The 20,756-nt window shown below is 58.7% G+C and carries 33 protein-coding genes; all 33 read right to left on the reverse strand.

Annotation, left to right across the window (positions count from 1 at the left end; all coding sequences use genetic code 11):
- Positions 1-27: 27 nt before the first annotated feature.
- Complete coding sequence (dsbD, locus tag SB753_RS28320) at positions 28-1,887, reverse strand: protein-disulfide reductase DsbD (protein WP_410803004.1); 1,860 nt, start codon at positions 1,885-1,887, stop codon at positions 28-30.
- On the reverse strand, positions 1,880-2,212 hold the full coding sequence (gene cutA / locus SB753_RS28325; protein WP_410803006.1) for a divalent-cation tolerance protein CutA: 333 nt from the start codon (positions 2,210-2,212) through the stop codon (positions 1,880-1,882). Before cutA ends, dsbD begins: the two co-directional genes overlap by 8 nt.
- A gap of 376 nt (positions 2,213-2,588) precedes the next feature.
- Complete coding sequence (rplQ, locus tag SB753_RS28330) at positions 2,589-2,981, reverse strand: 50S ribosomal protein L17 (protein WP_006052227.1); 393 nt, start codon at positions 2,979-2,981, stop codon at positions 2,589-2,591.
- Positions 2,982-3,150: 169 nt separating this feature from the next.
- Positions 3,151-4,128: a DNA-directed RNA polymerase subunit alpha gene (locus SB753_RS28335; protein WP_006052226.1), complete on the reverse strand. Its 978-nt coding sequence runs from the start codon at positions 4,126-4,128 to the stop codon at positions 3,151-3,153.
- Between the two features lie 124 nt (positions 4,129-4,252).
- A complete protein-coding gene (rpsD, locus tag SB753_RS28340) occupies positions 4,253-4,876 on the reverse strand; it encodes a 30S ribosomal protein S4 (RefSeq protein WP_020070587.1) in 624 nt (207 codons plus the stop codon).
- Positions 4,877-5,032: 156 nt separating this feature from the next.
- Positions 5,033-5,437 carry a 30S ribosomal protein S11 gene (gene rpsK / locus SB753_RS28345; protein ID WP_006052224.1) on the reverse strand — a complete coding sequence of 135 codons (405 nt, stop codon included), beginning with the start codon at positions 5,435-5,437 and terminating at the stop codon, positions 5,033-5,035.
- A 28-nt stretch (positions 5,438-5,465) separates the two neighbouring features.
- Complete coding sequence (gene rpsM, locus SB753_RS28350) at positions 5,466-5,831, reverse strand: 30S ribosomal protein S13 (protein ID WP_006052223.1); 366 nt, start codon at positions 5,829-5,831, stop codon at positions 5,466-5,468.
- 41 nt (positions 5,832-5,872) lie between these two features.
- Complete coding sequence (gene rpmJ, locus SB753_RS28355; protein ID WP_004199844.1) at positions 5,873-5,989, reverse strand: 50S ribosomal protein L36; 117 nt, start codon at positions 5,987-5,989, stop codon at positions 5,873-5,875.
- Between the two features lie 20 nt (positions 5,990-6,009).
- Positions 6,010-6,228, reverse strand: coding sequence for a translation initiation factor IF-1 (infA, locus tag SB753_RS28360; protein WP_004521905.1), 219 nt, complete (start codon positions 6,226-6,228; stop codon positions 6,010-6,012).
- Positions 6,229-6,236: 8 nt separating this feature from the next.
- Positions 6,237-7,583: a preprotein translocase subunit SecY gene (gene secY / locus SB753_RS28365; RefSeq protein WP_025601778.1), complete on the reverse strand. Its 1,347-nt coding sequence runs from the start codon at positions 7,581-7,583 to the stop codon at positions 6,237-6,239.
- A gap of 46 nt (positions 7,584-7,629) precedes the next feature.
- The gene (gene rplO, locus SB753_RS28370; RefSeq protein ID WP_020070585.1) at positions 7,630-8,064 is read right to left on the reverse strand and encodes a 50S ribosomal protein L15; all 435 of its coding nucleotides are present in this window, start codon (positions 8,062-8,064) and stop codon (positions 7,630-7,632) included.
- 29 nt (positions 8,065-8,093) lie between these two features.
- Positions 8,094-8,276, reverse strand: a complete 183-nt coding sequence (rpmD, locus tag SB753_RS28375; RefSeq protein ID WP_007180126.1) for a 50S ribosomal protein L30 — start codon at positions 8,274-8,276, stop codon at positions 8,094-8,096.
- A gap of 10 nt (positions 8,277-8,286) precedes the next feature.
- Positions 8,287-8,805: a 30S ribosomal protein S5 gene (gene rpsE, locus SB753_RS28380; RefSeq protein ID WP_006052219.1), complete on the reverse strand. Its 519-nt coding sequence runs from the start codon at positions 8,803-8,805 to the stop codon at positions 8,287-8,289.
- A 14-nt stretch (positions 8,806-8,819) separates the two neighbouring features.
- Positions 8,820-9,185 carry a 50S ribosomal protein L18 gene (rplR, locus tag SB753_RS28385; RefSeq protein ID WP_006052218.1) on the reverse strand — a complete coding sequence of 122 codons (366 nt, stop codon included), beginning with the start codon at positions 9,183-9,185 and terminating at the stop codon, positions 8,820-8,822.
- A 12-nt stretch (positions 9,186-9,197) separates the two neighbouring features.
- Positions 9,198-9,728, reverse strand: a complete 531-nt coding sequence (gene rplF / locus SB753_RS28390; protein WP_006052217.1) for a 50S ribosomal protein L6 — start codon at positions 9,726-9,728, stop codon at positions 9,198-9,200.
- Positions 9,729-9,746: 18 nt separating this feature from the next.
- The gene (gene rpsH, locus SB753_RS28395; RefSeq protein ID WP_006052216.1) at positions 9,747-10,142 is read right to left on the reverse strand and encodes a 30S ribosomal protein S8; all 396 of its coding nucleotides are present in this window, start codon (positions 10,140-10,142) and stop codon (positions 9,747-9,749) included.
- A 14-nt stretch (positions 10,143-10,156) separates the two neighbouring features.
- On the reverse strand, positions 10,157-10,462 hold the full coding sequence (gene rpsN / locus SB753_RS28400) for a 30S ribosomal protein S14 (RefSeq protein ID WP_006052215.1): 306 nt from the start codon (positions 10,460-10,462) through the stop codon (positions 10,157-10,159).
- Between the two features lie 7 nt (positions 10,463-10,469).
- On the reverse strand, positions 10,470-11,009 hold the full coding sequence (rplE, locus tag SB753_RS28405) for a 50S ribosomal protein L5 (protein WP_006052214.1): 540 nt from the start codon (positions 11,007-11,009) through the stop codon (positions 10,470-10,472).
- 17 nt (positions 11,010-11,026) lie between these two features.
- On the reverse strand, positions 11,027-11,335 hold the full coding sequence (gene rplX / locus SB753_RS28410) for a 50S ribosomal protein L24 (RefSeq protein ID WP_020070584.1): 309 nt from the start codon (positions 11,333-11,335) through the stop codon (positions 11,027-11,029).
- Positions 11,336-11,344: 9 nt separating this feature from the next.
- Positions 11,345-11,713, reverse strand: a complete 369-nt coding sequence (rplN, locus tag SB753_RS28415; RefSeq protein ID WP_006052212.1) for a 50S ribosomal protein L14 — start codon at positions 11,711-11,713, stop codon at positions 11,345-11,347.
- 289 nt (positions 11,714-12,002) lie between these two features.
- The gene (gene rpsQ / locus SB753_RS28420) at positions 12,003-12,275 is read right to left on the reverse strand and encodes a 30S ribosomal protein S17 (RefSeq protein WP_007180129.1); all 273 of its coding nucleotides are present in this window, start codon (positions 12,273-12,275) and stop codon (positions 12,003-12,005) included.
- Positions 12,272-12,466: a 50S ribosomal protein L29 gene (gene rpmC / locus SB753_RS28425; RefSeq protein WP_007180130.1), complete on the reverse strand. Its 195-nt coding sequence runs from the start codon at positions 12,464-12,466 to the stop codon at positions 12,272-12,274. The genes rpsQ and rpmC overlap by 4 nt, the downstream gene beginning before the upstream one ends.
- A 10-nt stretch (positions 12,467-12,476) precedes the next feature.
- Positions 12,477-12,893: a 50S ribosomal protein L16 gene (rplP, locus tag SB753_RS28430; RefSeq protein WP_013340739.1), complete on the reverse strand. Its 417-nt coding sequence runs from the start codon at positions 12,891-12,893 to the stop codon at positions 12,477-12,479.
- Between the two features lie 2 nt (positions 12,894-12,895).
- Positions 12,896-13,702, reverse strand: a complete 807-nt coding sequence (gene rpsC, locus SB753_RS28435; RefSeq protein WP_020070582.1) for a 30S ribosomal protein S3 — start codon at positions 13,700-13,702, stop codon at positions 12,896-12,898.
- Between the two features lie 11 nt (positions 13,703-13,713).
- Positions 13,714-14,043 (reverse strand): 50S ribosomal protein L22, encoded by a 330-nt coding sequence (rplV, locus tag SB753_RS28440; protein WP_011490054.1) that lies wholly within the window; start codon positions 14,041-14,043, stop codon positions 13,714-13,716.
- A 10-nt stretch (positions 14,044-14,053) separates the two neighbouring features.
- On the reverse strand, positions 14,054-14,329 hold the full coding sequence (gene rpsS / locus SB753_RS28445) for a 30S ribosomal protein S19 (protein WP_004199273.1): 276 nt from the start codon (positions 14,327-14,329) through the stop codon (positions 14,054-14,056).
- 10 nt (positions 14,330-14,339) lie between these two features.
- Complete coding sequence (rplB, locus tag SB753_RS28450; protein ID WP_020070581.1) at positions 14,340-15,167, reverse strand: 50S ribosomal protein L2; 828 nt, start codon at positions 15,165-15,167, stop codon at positions 14,340-14,342.
- A gap of 2 nt (positions 15,168-15,169) precedes the next feature.
- Positions 15,170-15,484 (reverse strand): 50S ribosomal protein L23, encoded by a 315-nt coding sequence (gene rplW, locus SB753_RS28455; protein WP_007180135.1) that lies wholly within the window; start codon positions 15,482-15,484, stop codon positions 15,170-15,172.
- A complete protein-coding gene (gene rplD, locus SB753_RS28460) occupies positions 15,481-16,101 on the reverse strand; it encodes a 50S ribosomal protein L4 (protein ID WP_007180136.1) in 621 nt (206 codons plus the stop codon). Before rplD ends, rplW begins: the two co-directional genes overlap by 4 nt.
- On the reverse strand, positions 16,101-16,760 hold the full coding sequence (gene rplC / locus SB753_RS28465; protein ID WP_007180137.1) for a 50S ribosomal protein L3: 660 nt from the start codon (positions 16,758-16,760) through the stop codon (positions 16,101-16,103). The genes rplD and rplC overlap by 1 nt, the downstream gene beginning before the upstream one ends.
- Positions 16,761-16,961: 201 nt before the next feature.
- Positions 16,962-17,273, reverse strand: coding sequence for a 30S ribosomal protein S10 (rpsJ, locus tag SB753_RS28470; protein ID WP_006998489.1), 312 nt, complete (start codon positions 17,271-17,273; stop codon positions 16,962-16,964).
- A 130-nt stretch (positions 17,274-17,403) separates the two neighbouring features.
- Positions 17,404-18,594: an elongation factor Tu gene (tuf, locus tag SB753_RS28475; protein WP_012434572.1), complete on the reverse strand. Its 1,191-nt coding sequence runs from the start codon at positions 18,592-18,594 to the stop codon at positions 17,404-17,406.
- Positions 18,595-18,641: 47 nt separating this feature from the next.
- Positions 18,642-20,744, reverse strand: a complete 2,103-nt coding sequence (gene fusA, locus SB753_RS28480; RefSeq protein WP_020071567.1) for an elongation factor G — start codon at positions 20,742-20,744, stop codon at positions 18,642-18,644.
- Between the last annotated feature and the right edge of the window lie 12 nt (positions 20,745-20,756).

Consider the following 20,756-nt stretch of genomic DNA (forward strand, 5'->3'; position numbering starts at 1 on the left):
TGCCGCTCGTTCATGCGGTCAATGCGATCACGCCTGAGGTCGGCTCGCCCGTTCGAGCGTGCGCAGGAATTTGTCGGCCGACTCGTAACCGACGACGCGCAGCACCTCCTTGCCGCCGCGGTCGAAGAAGATAATTCCCGGCGGCCCGAAAAGGCCAAAGCGCTTGAGCAGTGCCTGATCGTCGGTATTGTTGGCAGTGACGTCGGCGCGCAACAGGTTCATTTCCTTCAATTTCGCCTGGACGCGCGGGTCGCTGAAAGTGAATTTCTCCATCTCCTTGCAACTGACGCACCAGTCGGCGTAGAAATCGAGCATTGCTGGCTGCGCGGCTGCTTTGACGGCCTCGTCCAGTCCGACCGATGATCGCACCGGTTGAAACGCCAGATCGGCCTGCGACGCATTCTGGGGCGAGCCAGCCACACGATCCGGCACCGGCGCGCCGCCGCGCGTCGCCAGCACGGCCAACGGACGCAGCGGATCTGACGAGCCAGCCGCCAGTCCAACGAGCAGCACCGCCGCCCAAACGGCAAAGGCAGCGCCGATACCTCGGCCAAGCCGGCGCCAGATCGACGCTTGCGCCAAAGGTGCCGAAAAGAGACCCAGTGACGCCGCGGCGATCAAGAGCCAGAGCGCACTCAGGAGCATGGCAGCCGTTACTCCGAGCACCGGCCAGACGATCCAGAGCGCCGCGGCGAGCAGCACGACACCGAACAGCACTTTGACGCTGTCCATCCACGCGCCGGCGCGCGGCAGCAAGGTTCCGGCGCCAAATCCGATGATGAGCAGCGGCACGCCAAGCCCGAGTCCCATGGAGAACAGCGCGGTGCCACCGAGCACCGCATTCCCCGTGTGCGCAATGAAGGCGAGCACCGCGAAAAGCGGCGCAGTCATGCAGGCACCCACGACCAACGCGGACAGCGCGCCCATTCCGGCAACGGCTGCAAACTTGCCGCCAGAGCGCCGCGCCGACACGTGCGAAACGCCTTCCTGCCAACGCTGCGGCAGTGCGATATCGAAACCCGCAATCAACGTGAGCGCAAAAACGGTCAGTAGTACGCCGAACGCGCCCAACACCCACGGATTTTGCAGCCACGCGCCCAGACTTTGCCCAACGAGCGCGGCGGCAATTCCGAGGGCGGTGTAGACGAGCGCCATTCCGACTACATAGGCGAGCGATAGCGCCAAGCCCCGAGCGCGCGTGACCCGTGCGCCCTCGCCGATGATGATTGCCGAGAGAATGGGAATCATCGGGTATGAGCACGGCAGCAGGCTCAGCACCATGCCCGCGACGAAGTAAAGTCCGATGATCGTGAGGAAACCGCCGCCCTGCAGCAGCGATTGCGCGTAATCGGCGTTGGTGGCCCGCTCGTACCACGGGGTATCGCTTGACTCAGATTGCAGCGCGCCCGCGCTGCCCGCCGGTTGCAGAGCAGCACCGCTTACATGGTAGACGCGCTCCATCGGCGGATAGCAGATACCGGCGTCCGCACACCCTTGGGATGTCACGGCCACATCGAACCCTCCGGCGGCCTGCTTGACCGGGATGCGGATCGTCAGTTCGTTGCGATACGTCTCGACGTTCTTGTTAAATGTCTGATCGAACTTGATATGGCCCGCCGGCAACTGCGGCTCACCGATTGTCGCGTTTCCACTGCGAGTCGCGAATGCGAAACGCTCCCGATACATGTAGTAGCCGTCAGCAATTTTGTACGTAACGTCGACTTCGCCCGGCTTTTCAGCCGCACTGAACTTAAACGCTACCGCGGGATCGAGGAAGTCGTCTGCCGCACGGGCGAGCGTGCAGAACTGCGCCAGGATCAGGCCGGCAAAGAGGAGGAATGCGGCACGAAGCGCATGGCGCGCGCGCCCGTCGAGACAGTTAAACATGTAGGGGGCGTTGGGTTTCTGCAAGGATCCACTGACCGTAAGTGGCCGAGGCCATGGCTTGCCACGACAGAATTTCCGGCGTGTCGTATGGATGGTGCGTCTGTATGTATTGCTCAAGCTCAAGAGCACGTACGGCGCTCGTCTTGAACAACAACTGTATTTCTTGTGCCGTTTCGACCTGCCCTTGCCAGTGGTAGCGCGATTGCACGGCGCCGAGTTGCGTTACGCAGGCGCATAGCCGGGCAGCGAGCGCGTCTGCGGCGAGCTTGTCAGCAACGGTCGCGTCGGGCACCGTCGTCAGGATCAAGGTAACACTCACGCTCACTGAAAGCTCCGGCAACGCACGATTCGGGTGGCAATATCGTATCACCTGGCAGTCAAGTGCCGCAGGCAGCGCGGGCTCGCGTGTGCGGCATTTGGCCACTGCGGATTGACTGGCTGCGCGCTCGAACTTGGATTCCGAAAGCGCTGCAGCCGTGGTGAGTGGCTTTCAGGCATGCATGCTGCAGCGATGCGACCGGTTGGTCATGCGCGCGTTGACCTCCTGTCGTGGCGCTTTTCGATCGGCTTTCCTACCCAACCCTGCGACTTACGGAGACATTTGCCTTGCCCGAAAAACAAAACCCCACGCTCCGAGAAGCGTGGGGTTCGTCTGCATTCTGTAGCCAAGCGTGACGCCTAGCTCTTTAGTGCCTTGAAGCTTACTCGGCTTCTTGCACTTCAACTTCTTCAACTTCCGGACGATCGAGCAATTCGACCAGAGCCATCGGTGCATTGTCGCCAACGCGGAAGCCGAACTTCAGCACGCGCAGGTAGCCGCCCGGACGGGTAGCGTAGCGCGGGCCGAGGACTTCAAACAGCTTCGTGACCGAGTCACGGTCGCGCAGGCGGTTGAATGCCAGACGGCGATTTGCCAGCGACGGCTTCTTGCCCAGCGTGATCAGCGGCTCGACAACTTTACGGAGTTCTTTCGCCTTCGGCAGCGTGGTCTTGATGACTTCGTGCTCGATCAGCGAGTTGGACATATTACGGAGCATTGCCAGACGGTGGCTGCTCGTGCGGTTCAGTTTCCGCAGACCATGACGGTGACGCATGTTGATTCCTTCGATTCAGAGTTTTGGTCCAGCTCTTCTATCGCGCTCGATCTACTGCAAATTCGAGTGCACGGGCCGGTAGTTGAAAAAGGCAAGACGCGGATTTTAAAGGAAAATCCGCGTCTTCGCCAGTGCAGCGACGGGTTCTGCCCCGAGACGAAGCGCCGACTTATTTGTCCAGCCCAGCGGGCGGCCAATTTTCGAGCTTCATGCCGAGCGTCAAACCACGCGACGCCAGTACTTCCTTGATTTCGTTCAACGACTTGCGGCCCAGATTCGGCGTTTTGAGCAACTCGTTTTCCGTGCGCTGGATCAGATCGCCGATGTAGTAGATGTTCTCGGCCTTCAGACAGTTCGCTGACCGAACCGTCAATTCGAGATCATCGACCGGACGCAGCAGGATCGGATCGATCTGCGGCGCGCGCGACGGCGCTTCAGCCGTTGCTTCGGTGCCTTCCAGAGCAGCGAACACAGACAGTTGATCAACCAGAATGCGAGCCGATTGACGAATCGCTTCTTCCGGCGAGATCACACCGTTCGTTTCGATGTTCATCACGAGCTTGTCGAGGTCGGTACGCTGTTCGACGCGAGCGCTTTCAACGGCGTAGCTCACGCGGCGAACCGGCGAGAACGACGCGTCCAGCACGATACGGCCGATGATCTTGGCCGACTCTTCGCCGTAACGACGCACATTGCCCGGCACGTAACCGCGGCCCTTCTCCACCTTGATCTGGACGTCGAGCTTGCCGCCCTTCGACAGATGCGCAATCACGTGATCAGGGTTGATGACTTCGCAATCATGCGCGAGTTCGATGTCGCCAGCAGTGACAACGCCTTCGCCTTCCTTGCGCAGCGTAACCGTCACTTCGTCACGGTTATGCAACTTGAACACTACGCCCTTCAGGTTCAACAACAGGTTGACCACGTCCTCTTGCACACCGTCGAGCGTCGAATACTCATGTACGACGCCTGCGATCGTCACTTCGGTCGGCGCGTAGCCAATCATCGACGACAACAGCACGCGCCGGAGCGCGTTACCCAAGGTGTGGCCGTAACCGCGTTCAAACGGTTCCATGACCACTTTCGCGTGGCTTTCGCCCAGCGATTCAACTGCGATGATCTTGGGCTTCAACAAACTGGTTTGCATAGGTTTTCCTTTTCAATACCCTCGGCTCGTTACACCGATAAGGCTGACCGGTAACAACCTGAAAATAAACAGCCGAGACTCCCCCTTGCGCAACGCAATCGGGGTGCCCCGGCCATTAATCCGATTACCGCGAATACAATTCGACGATCAGGCTTTCGTTGATATCGCCAGCGATGTCGCTGCGTTCCGGCTTGGACTTGAACGTGCCTTCGAACTTCTTCGAATCGACAGCGACCCAGCTGGGCATGCCGCCTTGTTCAGCCAGCGACAGCGCTTCGAGGATACGCGCTTGCTTCTTCGATTGTTCGCGCACTGCGACGACGTCGCCTGCCTTCACTTGCATCGACGGGATGTTCGACACAACGCCGTTCACCGTGATCGCCTTGTGGCTCACGAGCTGACGCGCTTCAGCACGCGTCGAGCCGAAGCCCATGCGATACACGACGTTATCCAGACGCGACTCGAGCAATTGCAGCAGGTTCTCACCCGTGTTGCCCTTCAGACGGTCGGCTTCAGCGAAGTAACGGCGGAATTGGCGCTCGAGGACACCGTAGATGCGCTTCACTTTTTGCTTTTCGCGCAACTGCGTGCCGTAGTCGGACGTACGTGCACCCGACGTGCGGCCATGCTGGCCAGGCTTGCTGTCAAGCTTGCACTTGTCAGCGAGCGAACGACGGGCGCTCTTCAGGAACAGGTCAGTGCCTTCACGGCGGGACAGCTTGGCCTTAGGGCCGATATAACGTGCCACGTTGATTCCTTCGTTGATTGATCACGCGAATGCAGACACTCGCGCTAGTCCGAACCCTTTGGGTCGAACAGTGGGCTTAGTCAATTCAATAGCGCAAGCAGCCTGTTTCGCCGGTTACTAAATCCGGCGGCAACAGGCGCTAGCGAAAACAGCGTCTTAGATACGACGACGCTTCGGCGGACGGCAGCCGTTGTGCGGGACCGGAGTGACGTCGGAGATCGCCGTGATCTTGATGCCAAGACCATGCAACGCGCGCACAGCCGACTCACGGCCAGGACCGGGGCCCTTGATCCGCACTTCGAGGTTCTTCACGCCGTATTCCATCGCCACGCGGCCAGCCGATTCGGCTGCCACCTGGGCTGCAAACGGGGTCGATTTACGCGAGCCCTTGAAGCCCTGACCACCCGACGTTGCCCAAGCAAGTGCATTGCCTTGACGATCGGTGATCGTGATGATGGTGTTGTTGAACGACGCGTGAACGTGAACCACGCCCTCGGCGACGTTCTTCTTGACCTTCTTGCGAACGCGTTGCGCCGCGGAGTTGTTCGAAGCCTTAGCCATTACGTTTTCCTGTAACTGTCAGTTCCGCTTACTTCTTCAGCGATTGCGCTGCACGACGCGGACCCTTGCGCGTACGGGCATTCGTACGCGTACGCTGGCCGCGCAGGGGCAAGCCCTTACGATGCCGAACGCCACGGTAGCAGCCGAGATCCATCAGGCGCTTAATGTTCATCGTCGTTTCACGGCGCAGATCGCCTTCAACGATGAACTTGCCGACTTCTTCACGCAGCTTTTCGAGGTCTGCGTCGTTCAGGTCTTTGACCTTCTTCGAAAATGCCACACCAGCAGCGACGCAAATGTCGCGCGAGCGCGTGCGGCCGATACCGTAAATAGCCGTCAGGCCGATTTCAGTATGCTGGTGATTCGGGATGTTAACCCCTGCGATACGAGCCATTGTTTTTCCTCAAACAAAAAGCGCAAGCAAAAGCGCGGCGTTCAGCCTTGACGCTGTTTGTGGCGCGGATCAGAGCTGCAAATCACGCGCACAACGCCTTTGCGCTTGATGATCTTGCAATTGCGGCAAATGCGCTTAACCGATGCCATCACTTTCATGATATTACCCTTTTTTCAAATCACTTCGCCCGGAACACGATCCGCGCACGCGACAGATCGTAAGGCGTCAATTCAACCGTCACCTTGTCGCCCGGCAAGATTCGGATGTAGTGCATCCGCATCTTCCCGGATATATGTCCCAATACGACATGGCCGTTTTCCAGCTTCACCCTGAAGGTAGCGTTAGGCAGGTTTTCGATGACTTCACCCTGCATCTGGATAACATCGTCTTTGGCCATAAGTCCTTTCAACGCATCGGGACGCCGCCGCCTTTGAAATTAGCTTTCTTCAGCAGCGATTCATACTGTTGCGACATAACGTACGACTGCACCTGCGCCATGAAATCCATTGTGACGACGACAATGATCAGCAGCGACGTTCCACCAAAATAAAACGGCACGTTCCAGCGCAGCACCAAGAACTCGGGCAGCAGACAAACAAACACGATGTAGATCGCACCGGCCAGCGTCAGACGCGTCAGGATGCGGTCGATATATCGCGCCGTTTGATCGCCCGGGCGGATGCCAGGAACGAATGCGCCACTCTTCTTCAGGTTGTCGGCCGTCTCCCTGCTGTTGAACACCAGAGCGGTGTAGAAAAAGCAGAAGAATACGATCGCCAACGCGTACAGCAACACGTACACGGGTTGGCCGGGCTTGAGGGCTTCGGCCACATTATGCAGCGTGTCTGCGAACCAGCCGGTACGCGACCCCGAACTAAACCAGTTCAGGATGGTTGCCGGGAAGAGAATGATCGACGATGCAAAGATCGGCGGAATCACGCCCGACATGTTCAACTTCAGCGGCAAATGCGAGGATTGACCGCCGTAAATCTTGTTACCGACTTGCCGCTTCGCGTAGTTCACAAGGATCTTGCGCTGGCCGCGTTCGATGAACACCACCAGATACGTCACAGCAGCAATCAACGCAACGACAATAATCGCCGAGATGATACTCATCGAGCCGGTTCGGACCAGTTCAAAGAGACCACCGATTGCATTCGGGAAACCCGCTGCAATACCGCCGAAAATAATGATCGAGATACCGTTGCCGAGTCCGCGCTCCGTAATCTGCTCACCGAGCCACATCAGGAACATCGTGCCCGTTACCAGCGTCACGACCGTCGTCAGCCGAAACACCATTCCCGGATCGATCACGAGAGCCGGCTGATTTTCCAATGCCACGGCGATGCCGAATGCCTGGAACGTCGCCAGCAAGACCGTGAAGATCCGCGTGTACTGCGTGATCTTCCGCTGCCCCGCCTGCCCTTCCTTTTTCAGCGCTTCCAGCTGCGGCGAGACAATCGCCAGCAACTGCATGATGATCGACGCCGAGATGTACGGCATGATCCCAAGCGCGAAAATCGTGAACCGCGAAAGTGCGCCACCCGAAAACATGTTGAACATGCCAAGGATGCCGCCCGACTGGCTCTGGAACAACTTTGCCAGCTGGTCCGGGTCGATACCCGGCACCGGAATGTGCGCGCCGATACGGTAGACGATCAGCGCCAGCAGCAGAAACACTGCCCGCCGACGCAGATCGCCAAACTTCGCCGCGCTGCGACCGGGTTTTGCGAGACTCGGGCTGTTAGCCAAGTACCTTCTCCGATGCAAATGCTAGTGACGGCAAATAACTTGCGCGTTACTCGGCAAAGGAGCCGCCGGCTGCTTCAATAGCAGCGCGCGCACCCTTCGTCGCACCCAGACCCTTCACAACGATCTTGCGCTTGAGCTCGCCCGTCGCGATGATCTTGGCGCTCTTGATCAGCTCGCCAACCAAACCGGCTTGCTTCAGAGCCAACAGGTCGATTTCGTCGACCGGCAGCTTTTCCAGATCGGAGAGACGCACTTCACCAACGAATTCCTTCGTCAGCGAGGTGAAGCCACGCTTCGGCAGGCGACGTTGCAGCGGCATTTGACCGCCTTCGAAGCCAACCTTGTGAAAGCCGCCCGAACGCGACTTCTGACCTTTGTGACCACGGCCGGCGGTCTTGCCCAGGCCAGAGCCGATGCCGCGACCAACGCGACGCTTTGCGTGCTTCGCGCCTTCAGCCGGCTTCAGGTTATTCAATTCCATTATCAACTCCTTGAGTCCCGGTCAGCCGCTTAGCTGATGACCTTAACGAGGTACGAAACCTTGTTGATCATGCCGCGCACGGCCGGCGTGTCCTGCAATTCGCTAACCGAGTTGAGTCGGCGCAGACCGAGGCCACGCACCGTTGCACGGTGCGTTTCGCGGGTGCCGATCAGGCTCTTGACGAGCTGGACCTTGACAGTTTTATCAGACATGGTGTCCACCTTAGCCCAGAATATCTTCGACGGACTTGCCGCGCTTCGCCGCGATGTCGCCCGGCGTGGACTGCTTGCGCAGACCGTCGAGCGTTGCACGAACGAGGTTATACGGGTTCGTCGAACCGTGGCTCTTGGCCACAACGTTCTGCACGCCCATCACGTCGAACACTGCGCGCATCGGACCGCCAGCGATCACACCGGTACCGTCCTTCGCCGGAGCGAGGAGGACCATCGATGCGCCGTGCTTGCCGTGCACTTCGTGTTGCAGGGTACCGTTCTTCAGCGGCACCTTGAACATGTTGCGGCGGGCTTGTTCCATCGCCTTCTGGACAGCGACAGGCACTTCCTTCGCCTTGCCCTTGCCCATACCGACGCGGCCATCACCGTCGCCGACCACAGTCAGTGCGGCGAAACCGAGAATACGGCCACCCTTCACGACCTTGGTCACGCGGTTGACCGAAATCATCTTTTCACGCAGGCCGTCGTCGCGTTCGTCAGCCTGAACTTTCGCTTGCATCTTTGCCATGACGAATTCTTCCCTTAGAACTTGAGTCCGGCTTCGCGCGCCGCATCAGCCAGCGCTTTCACGCGGCCGTGGTAACGGAAACCCGAACGGTCGAAGGCGACGGATTCGATGCCGGCAGCCTTAGCCTTTTCTGCGATGCGCTTGCCGATCAGCGTGGCAGCAGCGACGTTGCCGCCCTTGCCCGTTTGATCAGCCAGTTGCGCACGCACTTCGGCCTCGAGCGTCGACGCGCTGGCGAGCACCTTGGTGCCGCACGGCGAGAACACTTGCGCATAGATGTGCGTATTCGTGCGATGCACGGCGAGACGCGCGACCTGCAGCTCAGCGATCTTGATACGCGTCTGACGAGCGCGGCGCAGGCGAGATTGAGTCTTATCCATGATTGCGCACCCTTACTTCTTCTTCGTTTCTTTGAGGATCACGACCTCGTTGGCGTAGCGCACACCCTTGCCCTTATAGGGCTCCGGCGGACGATAGCCGCGCACTTCTGCCGCGACTTGGCCAACTTTCTGCTTGTCGATCCCCTTGATCACGATTTCGGTTTGCGACGGGGTTTCAGCCTTGACGCCTTCCGGCATCTGGTGCACCACGGGGTGCGAGAAACCCAGCGACAGGTTCAGCTTGTCGCCTTGCGCTTGTGCGCGGTAACCGACGCCAACCAGCGTCAGCTTGCGCTCGAAACCCTTCGTCACGCCGTTCACCATGTTCGCCACCAGTGCGCGCATCGTGCCCGACATCGCATTCGCTTCGCGGCTTTCGTCCACCGGCTCGATCTTCAGAATGCCGTTGTCGTTCACCACTTTCACGAGGCGGTTAGCCGCCTGCGTAATCGTACCCAGCGGGCCCTTGACGGTAATGCGATCGTCGCTCAGGGCCACTTCTGCGCCTTGTAGCGCGATCGGGCTTTTACCTACTCGAGACATGTTTCTCTCCTTTCGGCCTTAAGCGACGTAGCAGATGACTTCGCCGCCAACGCCCGTTGCGCGCGCCTTGCGGTCCGTCATCACGCCCTTCGGCGTCGACACGATTGCCACGCCGAGGCCATTCATGACCACGGGGATGTCGTTACGGCCGCGGTACACACGCAGACCAGGCTTCGAGACGCGCTCAATGCGCTCGATCACCGGACGGCCAGCGTAGTACTTCAACACGATGTTCAATTCAGACTTCGCACCTTCGGACTTCACTGCGAAATCATCGATATAGCCTTCGTCCTTCAGGACCTGCGCAATCGCAACCTTGACTTTCGACGAGGGCATAGTCACCGAGACTTTCTCAACCATCTGCGCGTTGCGGATGCGAGTCAGCATATCGGCGATAGGATCACTCATGCTCATTTACGTTTCTCCTATTACCAGCTCGCCTTGGTCAGGCCAGGGATCTCGCCGCGGAACGCGATTTCGCGAATCTTGTTACGCGCCAGCCCGAATTTACGGAACGTACCGCGCGGACGACCGGTAATTGCGCAACGATTGCGCTTACGGGTCGGGTTAGAGTTGCGCGGCAGTTGTTGCAGTTCCAGACGTGCTGCGTAATGCTCTTCGTCCGACTTGCTCATATCGCCAATGATCGCCTTCAACTCTGCACGCTTGGGCGCGTACTTAGCGGCGAGGCGAGCACGCTTCTTTTCACGTTCGATCAGTGCCAGTTTAGCCACGGTAACCTCAGTTTCTGAACGGGAACTTGAAGCTGGCGAGCAGAGCCTTTGCTTCGTCGTCGGTCTTCGCAGTCGTCGTGATGCTGATGTTCAGCCCACGCAGTGCGTCGATCTTGTCGTAGTCGATTTCGGGGAAAATGATCTGCTCTTTCACACCGATGTTGTAGTTGCCGCGACCGTCGAACGCACGACCGGACACGCCACGGAAGTCACGCACACGGGGGAGCGCAACCGTCACGAAACGGTCCAGAAATTCGTACATTGCCTGACCACGCAACGTGACCATTGCACCGATCGGGTATCCCTGACGGATCTTGAAGCCAGCGATTGCCTTGCGCGCCTTCGTGATCACCGGCTTTTGGCCTGCGATCTTCGTCAGGTCGCCAACGGCGTTTTCGATGATCTTCTTGTCAGCAACCGCTTCGCCAAGGCCCATGTTCAGGGTGATCTTGGTGATGCGCGGCACTTCCATCACGGACTTGTAACCGAACTTCTCGATGAGGCCGGGTACAACCTTTTCTTTGTAAAACTCTTGCAAACGAGCCATTTTTTTACTCCGCAGCGTCAGGCGCTCAGCTCGGCACCAGTCGTCTTAAGGAAACGGACCTTCTTGTCTCCTTCGACCTTGATGCCTACACGCGACGCCTTGCCATTCGCGTCGACCAATGCGACGTTCGAAATTTGCAGCGGCATCGTCTTGGCTTCCACACCACCCGTCGTACCCTTCATCGGGTTCGGCTTGACGTGTTTCTTGACGAGGTTGATACCCTCGACAGTCACCTTGCCTTCGCCAACGGACAGCACGACGCCGCGCTTGCCTTTATCTTTGCCGGTGATGACGATAACTTCGTCACCTTTGCGAATCTTGTTCATCGCGACTCCTTACAGCACTTCAGGTGCCAACGAAACGATCTTCATGAATCGTTCGCTGCGCAACTCGCGCGTGACAGGCCCGAAAATACGGGTGCCAATAGGTTCGAGCTTGGCATTCAACAACACTGCGGCGTTGCCATCGAACTTGATCAGCGAGCCGTCTTGACGGCGCACGCCCTTGGCGGTGCGAACCACCACGGCGTTATAAATTTCGCCTTTCTTCACGCGCCCGCGCGGCGTTGCTTCTTTGACGGTCACCTTGATGATGTCGCCAATGCTGGCATAACGACGCTTCGAGCCGCCGAGCACCTTGATGCACATGACTTCACGCGCACCCGTGTTGTCGGCCACTTCAAGCCGAGTTTCGGTCTGGATCATGGTTTATCTTTCCCAACTTAATCCGGTCACACCACCATGGCGTACCCGGTCAGTCTTGGTCCCGTCAGCCAATCGGCTGCTTGGGTTAGAACAGCAGCGACGGCAAACGAAACCCGCCATCGCAATCCGGTGAATCCTTCGGGACAGACTGGCGCCTGAACCGCTTCCCCCACCAACTTCGCCCGCGACGGGGCTCCCATAAAGAGGGAAGACCGAGATTATAACAAATAATCTCGGTCTTGCAAGCGAAATCTACTGCGATTTCAACAACTTCTACTACTCAGCGGCGTCAGATGACGCGAGCAGCCTCGACCAGGCGAGCCACAACCCAAGCCTTCGTCTTCGAAATCGGACGAGTTTCCTGGATTTCAACGAGGTCACCCTCGTTGTACGTGTTCGCGTCGTCGTGCGCGTGGTACTTCTTCGAGCGCACAACATACTTGCCGTAGATCGGGTGCTTCACGCGGTGCTCAACCAGCACGGTGACCGTCTTGTCCATCTTGTTGCTGACGACCTTGCCGACCAGCGTCCGCTTGAGCGAGGTTTTTACGCTATCGTTCATTTCTGGTTCGCCTTCTCAGTCAGGACGGTCCGCACACGTGCGATGTCGCGACGAACCTTCTTCAGCTGGCTCGTGTTCGTGAGCTGCTGGGTCGCGAGTTGCATGCGCAGGCCGAATTGCGCCTTCAGCAGGTCCGACAGCTCCTTGTTGAGCGCGGCCTGATCTTTCTGGTGAAGTTCGGAAGCCTTCATCATTTGCTCCTTAGGCGCCGAGCTGACGCACGATGAAGGTCGTCTTCAGCGGCAGCTTAGCTGCAGCCAGACGGAACGCTTCGCGTGCCAGCTCTTCGGTTACGCCGTCCATTTCGTACAGCATCTTGCCCGGTTGAATCTCTGCGACGTAGTACTCAGGGTTACCTTTACCGTTACCCATACGTACTTCAGCCGGCTTGTGCGAGATCGGCTTGTCCGGGAAGATGCGGATCCAGATGCGGCCACCACGCTTGATGTGACGCGTCATTGCACGACGTGCCGCTTCAATCTGGCGCGCGGTCAAACGACCACGACCGATAGCCTTTAGGCCGAATTCACCGAACGACACCGCGTTACCGCGGGTAGCGACACCGGTGTTACGACCTTTCTGCTCTTTGCGATACTTTCTGCGTTTCGGTTGCAGCATCGTTATTCTCCAGTCTTCCCGTCGCCGCCGGCACCGCCAGCACGACGAGGAGCGCCACGGCGTGCACCTGCCGGGCCACCACCTTCACCATCGCGACGCGGACGGCGATCGCCACCCGGACGTGCGTTGCGACGCGGACGCTTTTCTTCGGCGACTTCTTCAACCACCGGTGCGTCGTTGCGGCCGAGCGTATCGCCCTTGTAGACCCACACCTTCACGCCGATGATGCCGTACGTCGTCTTCGCTTCCGAAGTCGCATAGTCGATATCTGCGCGCAGCGTATGAAGCGGAACGCGGCCTTCGCGATACCATTCCGTACGAGCGATTTCGATACCGTTCAGACGACCAGCGCTCATGATCTTGATGCCTTGAGCACCCAGACGCATCGCGTTCTGCATCGCACGCTTCATCGCGCGGCGGAACATGATCCGGCGCTCGAGCTGTTGCGTGATCGAGTCGGCGATCAGTTGCGCATCGGTTTCCGGCTTGCGGATTTCCTCGATGTTGACGTGGACCGGAACGCCCATGCGGCGTTGCAGTTCCGACTTCAGCAGCTCGATATCCTCGCCCTTCTTACCGATGACCACACCCGGACGCGAGCTATAAATCGTGATGCGCGCGTTTTTCGCCGGGCGCTCGATAACGACGCGACCAACCGAAGCGTTCTTCAGCTTCTTCTTCAGGTATTCACGAACACCGATGTCTTCCTGCAACATCGCCGCGAAATTGTTGTTGTTCGCGTACCAACGCGACGCCCAATTGCGGCTGACGGCCAAACGGAAGCCAGTCGGATGAATTTTCTGTCCCATCGTATGACCCCTTAATTCCCGACCGTCACAGTGATGTGACAGGATTGCTTCTCGATGCGGTTACCGCGGCCTTTAGCGCGCGCGGTAAAACGCTTGAGCGACGCAGCCTTGTCGATGTAAATGCTCGTGATCTTGAGCTCATCGATATCGGCGCCTTCGTTATGCTCCGCATTCGCGATCGCCGACAGCACGACCTTTTTCACGATTCCCGCAGCCTTCTTCGGCGAGAACGTCAGAACGTTCAGCGCCTTGTCGACCGGCAAACCGCGGATCTGGTCAGCCACAAGGCGCGTTTTCTGCGCCGAGATGCGGGCACCGCGATGAATTGCTTTCACTTCCATCTTGAGCCCCTTATTTCTTAGCCTTCTTGTCGGCTGCGTGACCCTTGAACGTACGGGTCAGTGCGAACTCGCCAAGCTTGTGGCCGACCATGTTTTCCGAGATGTACACCGGAACGTGTTGACGGCCGTTATGAACGGCGATCGTCAGACCGATGAAATCCGGGAGGATCGTCGAGCGACGCGACCAGGTTTTGATCGGCTTCTTATCCCGCGAAGCTGCTGCCGCCTCAACTTTCTTCAGCAAATGGGCGTCGCAGAACGGACCTTTTTTTACAGAACGTGCCATTGCCTACTCCTTAACGCTTGTGACGGCGCTGGACGATCATGCTCGTCGTGCGCTTGTTGCTGCGGGTGCGATAACCCTTAGCAGGCGTGCCCCACGGGCTCACCGGATCGCGACCTGCAGCCGTCTTGCCTTCACCACCACCGTGCGGGTGATCGACCGGGTTCATTGCAACGCCACGCACCGTCGGGCGGATACCGCGCCAGCGGTTTGCGCCAGCCTTACCGATTTGACGGAGGCTATGCTCTTCGTTGCCAACTTCACCAATCGTCGCGCGGCACTCAACGTGGACGCGGCGGATTTCACCCGAGCGCAGGCGGACCTGTGCGTAGATGCCTTCACGAGCCAGCAACATCGCCGACGTGCCAGCCGAACGCGCCATTTGCGCGCCCTTGCCCGGCAGCATTTCGATGCAGTGAATCGTCGTACCGACCGGAATGTTGCGGATCGGCAGCGTGTTGCCTGCGCGAATCGGCGCTTCCGAACCGGACATCAGCTGCTGACCGACGGTGATACCCTTCGGAGCGATGATGTAACGACGCTCGCCGTCCGCATACAGAACCAGCGCGATGTTCGCGCTACGGTTCGGATCGTATTCGAGACGTTCGACCTTCGCTGCGATGCCGTCCTTGTTGCGACGGAAATCGACGACACGGTAATGATGCTTGTGACCACCACCCTTGTGACGCGTAGTGATGTGGCCATTGTTGTTACGGCCGGCGGTCGAGGATTGCGAGTCGAGCAGCGGTGCAAACGGCTTGCCCTTGTACAGATCCTTGTTGACCACCTTGACCATCGCGCGGCGACCCGGCGAAGTCGGCTTAACTTTAACGATTGCCATGATTACTTGGCCTCCGCTTCAAAGTTGATTTCCTGGCCGGGCTTCAGGCAGACGTATGCCTTCTTCACGTCTTTGCGCTTGCCCATGAAGCGGCCAAAGCGCTTGGCTTTACCCTTCGAGACCAGCACGTTGACGGAATTGACTTCCACCTTGAACAGCAGCTCGACTGCAGCTTTCACTTCCTGCTTCGTGGCATCGGGCGCGACTTCGAACACGACTTGCTCGTTCTTGTCGGCCACCAGCGTCGCCTTTTCGGAGATCACCGGCGCGAGCAGGACCTGCATCAAACGATGATCGTTTTTGCGAATCTCGCTCATGACAGCAACTCCTCGATCTGGGCGACCGCAGCCTTCGTGATCAGGATCTTCTTGAAGTAGATCAGCGACAGCGGGTCGGCGTAACGCGGCTCGACAACCGCCACATGGGCGAGGTTGCGCGACGCGAGGTACAGGTTTTCGTCAACCGTGTCGGTAATCACCAGCACGGAGTCGAGACCCATCGCCTTGAATTTTTCGGCCAGCAGCTTGGTCTTCGGAGCTTCGAGCGTCAGCTCGTCGACAACCGAGATACGGCCTTCGCGGGCCAGCTGCGAGAAGATCGAGCAGAGACCTGCGCGATGCATCTTCTTGTTAACCTTGTGCGAAAAGTTTTCTTCCGGCGAATTCGGGAAGATCCGGCCACCGCCGCGCCACAACGGGCTCGACGACATACCGGCACGGGCGCGGCCCGTACCCTTCTGACGCCACGGCTTCTTGGTCGTGTGCTTAACTTGCTCACGATCCTTCTGCGCGCGGTTGCCGCTGCGGGCATTCGCTTGATACGCAACCACCACCTGGTGAATCAGGGCTTCGTTGTAATCGCGGCCGAACACGACGTCCGACGCGCTAACGCCTGCACCTTCCTGACCATTGGCATTCAGGAGCTTAAGTTCCATTATTTCGCTCCTTTCACGGCACGCGTCTTCACGGCCGGCGTAACGAATACCTTGCCACCCTTCGCACCCGGAACGGCGCCCTTGACCAGCAACAGCTTGCGGTCAGCGTCGATACGAGCGATTTCGAGGTTTTGCACCGTTACCGTGTCGTCACCCATGTGACCGGTCATGCGCTTACCCGGGAAAACACGACCCGGATCCTGCGCCATACCGATCGAACCCGGCACGTTGTGCGAGCGCGAGTTACCGTGCGATGCACGGCCGGACGCGAAGTTGTAACGCTTGATGGTACCGGCGTAGCCCTTACCAATCGACACGCCTTGCACGTCGACCTTCTGGCCTACTTCGAACAGGTCAGGACCAACTACGGTGCCGTTCGACAACTCGGCAGCCTTAGCGGCGTCGATCTGGAATTCTTTGAGGATTTCACCGGCTTGAACACCGGCTTTGGCGAGATGACCGGCCAACGGCTTCGTCACACGCGATGCACGGCGCGTACCGAATGCAACCTGCACGGCCGTGTAGCCGTCGGTTTCAACAGTCTTGATCTGCGTCACGCGGTTGTCGGACACGTCCAGCACGGTAACGGGAATCGAATCCCCTTCTGCCGTGAAGATACGGGTCATGCCAACCTTGCGACCTACGAGTCCAAGGCTCATCGTTTTCTCCATTCCCGACTGCGATTGGTCGGGGCTAATTTACAAAATGCCGGTGCCGTTTCGGGCATGAATTCATGCTGCAGCACACCGACTTTTTTGCGCAAATGCGCGAAAAGCCTTGCATTATAGCGAGGCTTTTCGTTTTCTGCAAGCAATCAAAGACTTAGCGTTGTCAGCGACGCTGAGCAACGCTCGAAGCCCTTATTGCAGCTTGATTTCGACGTCCACGCCAGCCGGCAAGTCCAGCTTCATCAGTGCGTCGACGGTCTTGTCCGTCGGATCGACGATGTCCATCAGGCGCTGGTGCGTGCGGATTTCGAGCTGATCGCGCGACGTCTTGTTGACGTGCGGCGAACGCAGGATGTCGAAGCGTTGAATGCGGGTCGGCAGGGGCACCGGACCACGAACGATTGCGCCAGTCCGCTTTGCCGTGTCGACGATTTCAGCAGCCGATTGGTCGATCAGGCGATAGTCGAAAGCCTTCAGGCGAATGCGGATTTTCTGGTTCTGCATGACAATTCCTTGGAAAAGAGCGAGGCGGTATTGCGCCGCCAGACAGTAAAAGAACGTAGAGCCGGGCGCCCGCTGAGGGCCGGCGCCCGGCTCCGGGCACCACTTACAGCAAATACGTCAATCCGCGATTTTACTCGAGAATCTTGGCAACGACACCGGCGCCGACGGTACGGCCGCCTTCGCGGATAGCGAAGCGCAGACCTTCTTCCATCGCGATCGGGTTGATCAGCTTCACCGTGATCGACACGTTGTCGCCCGGCATGACCATTTCCTTGTCCTTCGGCAACTCGATCGAGCCCGTCACGTCCGTCGTACGGAAGTAGAACTGCGGACGATAGTTGTTGAAGAACGGCGTGTGACGGCCGCCTTCGTCCTTGCTCAGCACGTACACCTCAGCCGTGAAGTGCGTGTGCGGGTTGATCGAACCCGGCTTGGCCAGCACCTGGCCACGCTCCACGTCTTCGCGCTTCGTGCCGCGCAGCAGGATACCGACGTTGTCGCCCGCCTGACCCTGGTCGAGCAGCTTGCGGAACATTTCCACGCCCGTGCAGGTCGTCTTCACCGTCGGCTTGATACCGACGATTTCGATTTCCTCGCCGACCTTCACGACGCCACGCTCCACGCGACCCGTCACCACCGTGCCGCGACCCGAGATCGAGAACACGTCTTCCACCGGCATCAGGAATGCGCCGTCCACTGCGCGCTCCGGCGTCGGGATGTACGTGTCCAGCGCGTCGGCCAGATTCATGATCGCCACTTCGCCCAGCTCGCCCTTGTCGCCTTCCAGCGCCAGCTTGGCCGAACCCTTGATGATCGGCGTGTCGTCGCCCGGGAAGTCGTACTTCGACAGAAGCTCGCGCACTTCCATCTCGACCAGCTCCAGCAGCTCAGCGTCGTCCACCATGTCGCACTTGTTCAGGAACACGATGATGTACGGAACGCCAACCTGACGCGCCAGCAGGATGTGCTCACGCGTTTGCGGCATCGGGCCGTCAGCGGCCGAGCACACCAGGATCGCGCCGTCCATCTGCGCGGCGCCCGTGATCATGTTCTTCACATAGTCAGCGTGGCCCGGGCAGTCAACGTGTGCGTAGTGGCGGTTAGCCGTTTCGTACTCGACGTGCGCCGTGTTGATCGTGATACCACGTGCCTTTTCTTCCGGCGCCGCATCGATCTGGTCGTATGCCTTCGCTTCGCCGCCGAACTTCTGCGTCAGAACCGTCGTGATCGCTGCCGTCAGCGTGGTCTTGCCGTGGTCAACGTGACCGATCGTGCCGACGTTCACGTGCGGCTTGGTCCGTTCGAATTTACCTTTAGCCATGTTTCTCTTCTTTCAAAAAGTTAATCGTTGAATGACTTGCCGCGCAATTACTTCGACTTCGCGTTGATGATCGCTTCCGACACGTTACGCGGTGCTTCGGAGTAGTGCTTGAACTCCATCGTATACGTTGCGCGACCCTGGGTCAGCGAACGCAGCGACGTCGAGTAGCCGAACATTTCGGACAGCGGCACTTCGGCACGAACAATCTTGCCACCGCCAACCATATCGTCCATACCCTGAACGATACCGCGACGGCCGGACAGGTCGCCCATCACGTTGCCCATGTAGTCTTCCGGCGTTTCGACTTCCACAGCCATCATCGGTTCGAGGATGACCGGTTGAGCCTTGCGCATTGCTTCCTTGAACGCCATCGAGCCGGCCATGCGGAACGCATTTTCGTTCGAGTCAACGTCGTGGTACGAACCGAACGTCAGGTGAACCTTGACGTCGACAACCGGGAAGCCCGCCAGCACGCCTGCCTTCAGCGTTTCCTGGATACCCTTGTCCACCGCCGGGATGTATTCGCGCGGAATCACACCGCCCTTGATCTCGTCGAGGAACTCGTAACCCTTGCCTTGCTCGTTCGGCTCGAGCGTGATGACCGCGTGACCGTACTGGCCGCGACCACCCGACTGCTTGACGAACTTGCCGTCAACGTCTTCTGCCTTGCCACGAATCGTTTCACGGTAAGCAACCTGCGGCTTGCCGACGGTCGCTTCCACGCCGAATTCGCGCTTCATACGATCGACGAGAATTTCGAGGTGAAGCTCGCCCATGCCCGAAATAATCGTTTGGCCCGATTCTTCGTCCGTTTGAACGCGGAACGACGGATCTTCCTGTGCCAGACGGTTCAGCGCCAGACCCATTTTTTCCTGGTCGGGCTTCGTCTTCGGCTCAACAGCCTGCGAAATCACCGGCTCCGGGAAAATCATGCGCTCGAGCACGATCGGGCTTTGCGGATCGCACAGCGTGTCGCCGGTCGTCGCGTCTTTCAGGCCAACCGCAGCTGCGATGTCACCCGCGCGAACTTCCTTGATTTCCTCGCGCTGGTTCGCGTGCATCTGCAGAATACGACCCAGACGTTCCTTCTTGTCTTTCGTCGCGTTCAGCACGGTGTCGCCCGAATTGACGACGCCCGAGTACACGCGGAAGAAGATCAACTGGCCGACGAACGGGTCGGTCATGATCTTGAATGCCAGAGCCGAGAACTTTTCGTCGTCGGCAGCGCGGCGCTCGCCTTGCTCACCGTTTTCCAGCTCGCCGGTGACCGGCGGGATGTCGATCGGCGACGGCAGGAAATCGAGCACGGCGTCCAGCATGCGTTGCACGCCCTTGTTCTTGAACGCGGTGCCGCACAGCATCGGCTGGATTTCGCAAGCGATCGTACGGTCGCGCAGACCCTTGATGATTTCCTCTTCCGTCAGCTCGCCCGACTCGAGGTACTTGTTCATCAGATCTTCGCTCGATTCAGCCGCTGCTTCGACCATCTTTTCACGCCATTCATTGCACGTGTCGGCGAGCTCGGCCGGAATTTCTTCGTACGAGAACTTGGTGCCTTGGGACGCGTCGTCCCAAATGATCGCTTTCATCTTCATCAGGTCGACGACACCCGTGAAGTTTTCTTCCGCGCCGATAGGCACCACGACCGGAACCGGGTTTGCCTTCAGACGCAGCTTCAGCTGGTCGTAAACCTTGAAGAAGTTCGCGCCGGTACGGTCCATCTTGTTGATGAACGCGAGACGCGGAACCTTGTACTTGTTAGCCTGACGCCACACGGTTTCCGACTGGGGCTGCACGCCGCCCACAGCGCAGTACACCATGCACGCGCCGTCGAGCACGCGCATGGAGCGCTCAACTTCAATCGTGAAGTCGACGTGGCCCGGGGTGTCGATGATGTTGATGCGGTGCTCAGCGCGGTCGCCGGCCATGCCTTTCCAGAACGCCGTCGTAGCAGCCGACGTAATCGTGATGCCGCGTTCCTGCTCCTGCTCCATCCAGTCCATGGTGGCAGCGCCGTCGTGAACTTCACCAATCTTGTGGTTCACGCCGGTATAGAACAGGATGCGCTCGGTCGTCGTCGTTTTGCCGGCGTCGATGTGAGCGCTAATACCGATGTTACGGTAGCGCTCGATAGGTGTCTTGCGAGCCACTTTGATCCTCTA

It is taken from the genome of Paraburkholderia sp. SIMBA_053, from assembly GCF_046534895.1.
In the GTDB taxonomy this organism is placed as follows: domain Bacteria; phylum Pseudomonadota; class Gammaproteobacteria; order Burkholderiales; family Burkholderiaceae; genus Paraburkholderia; species Paraburkholderia caledonica.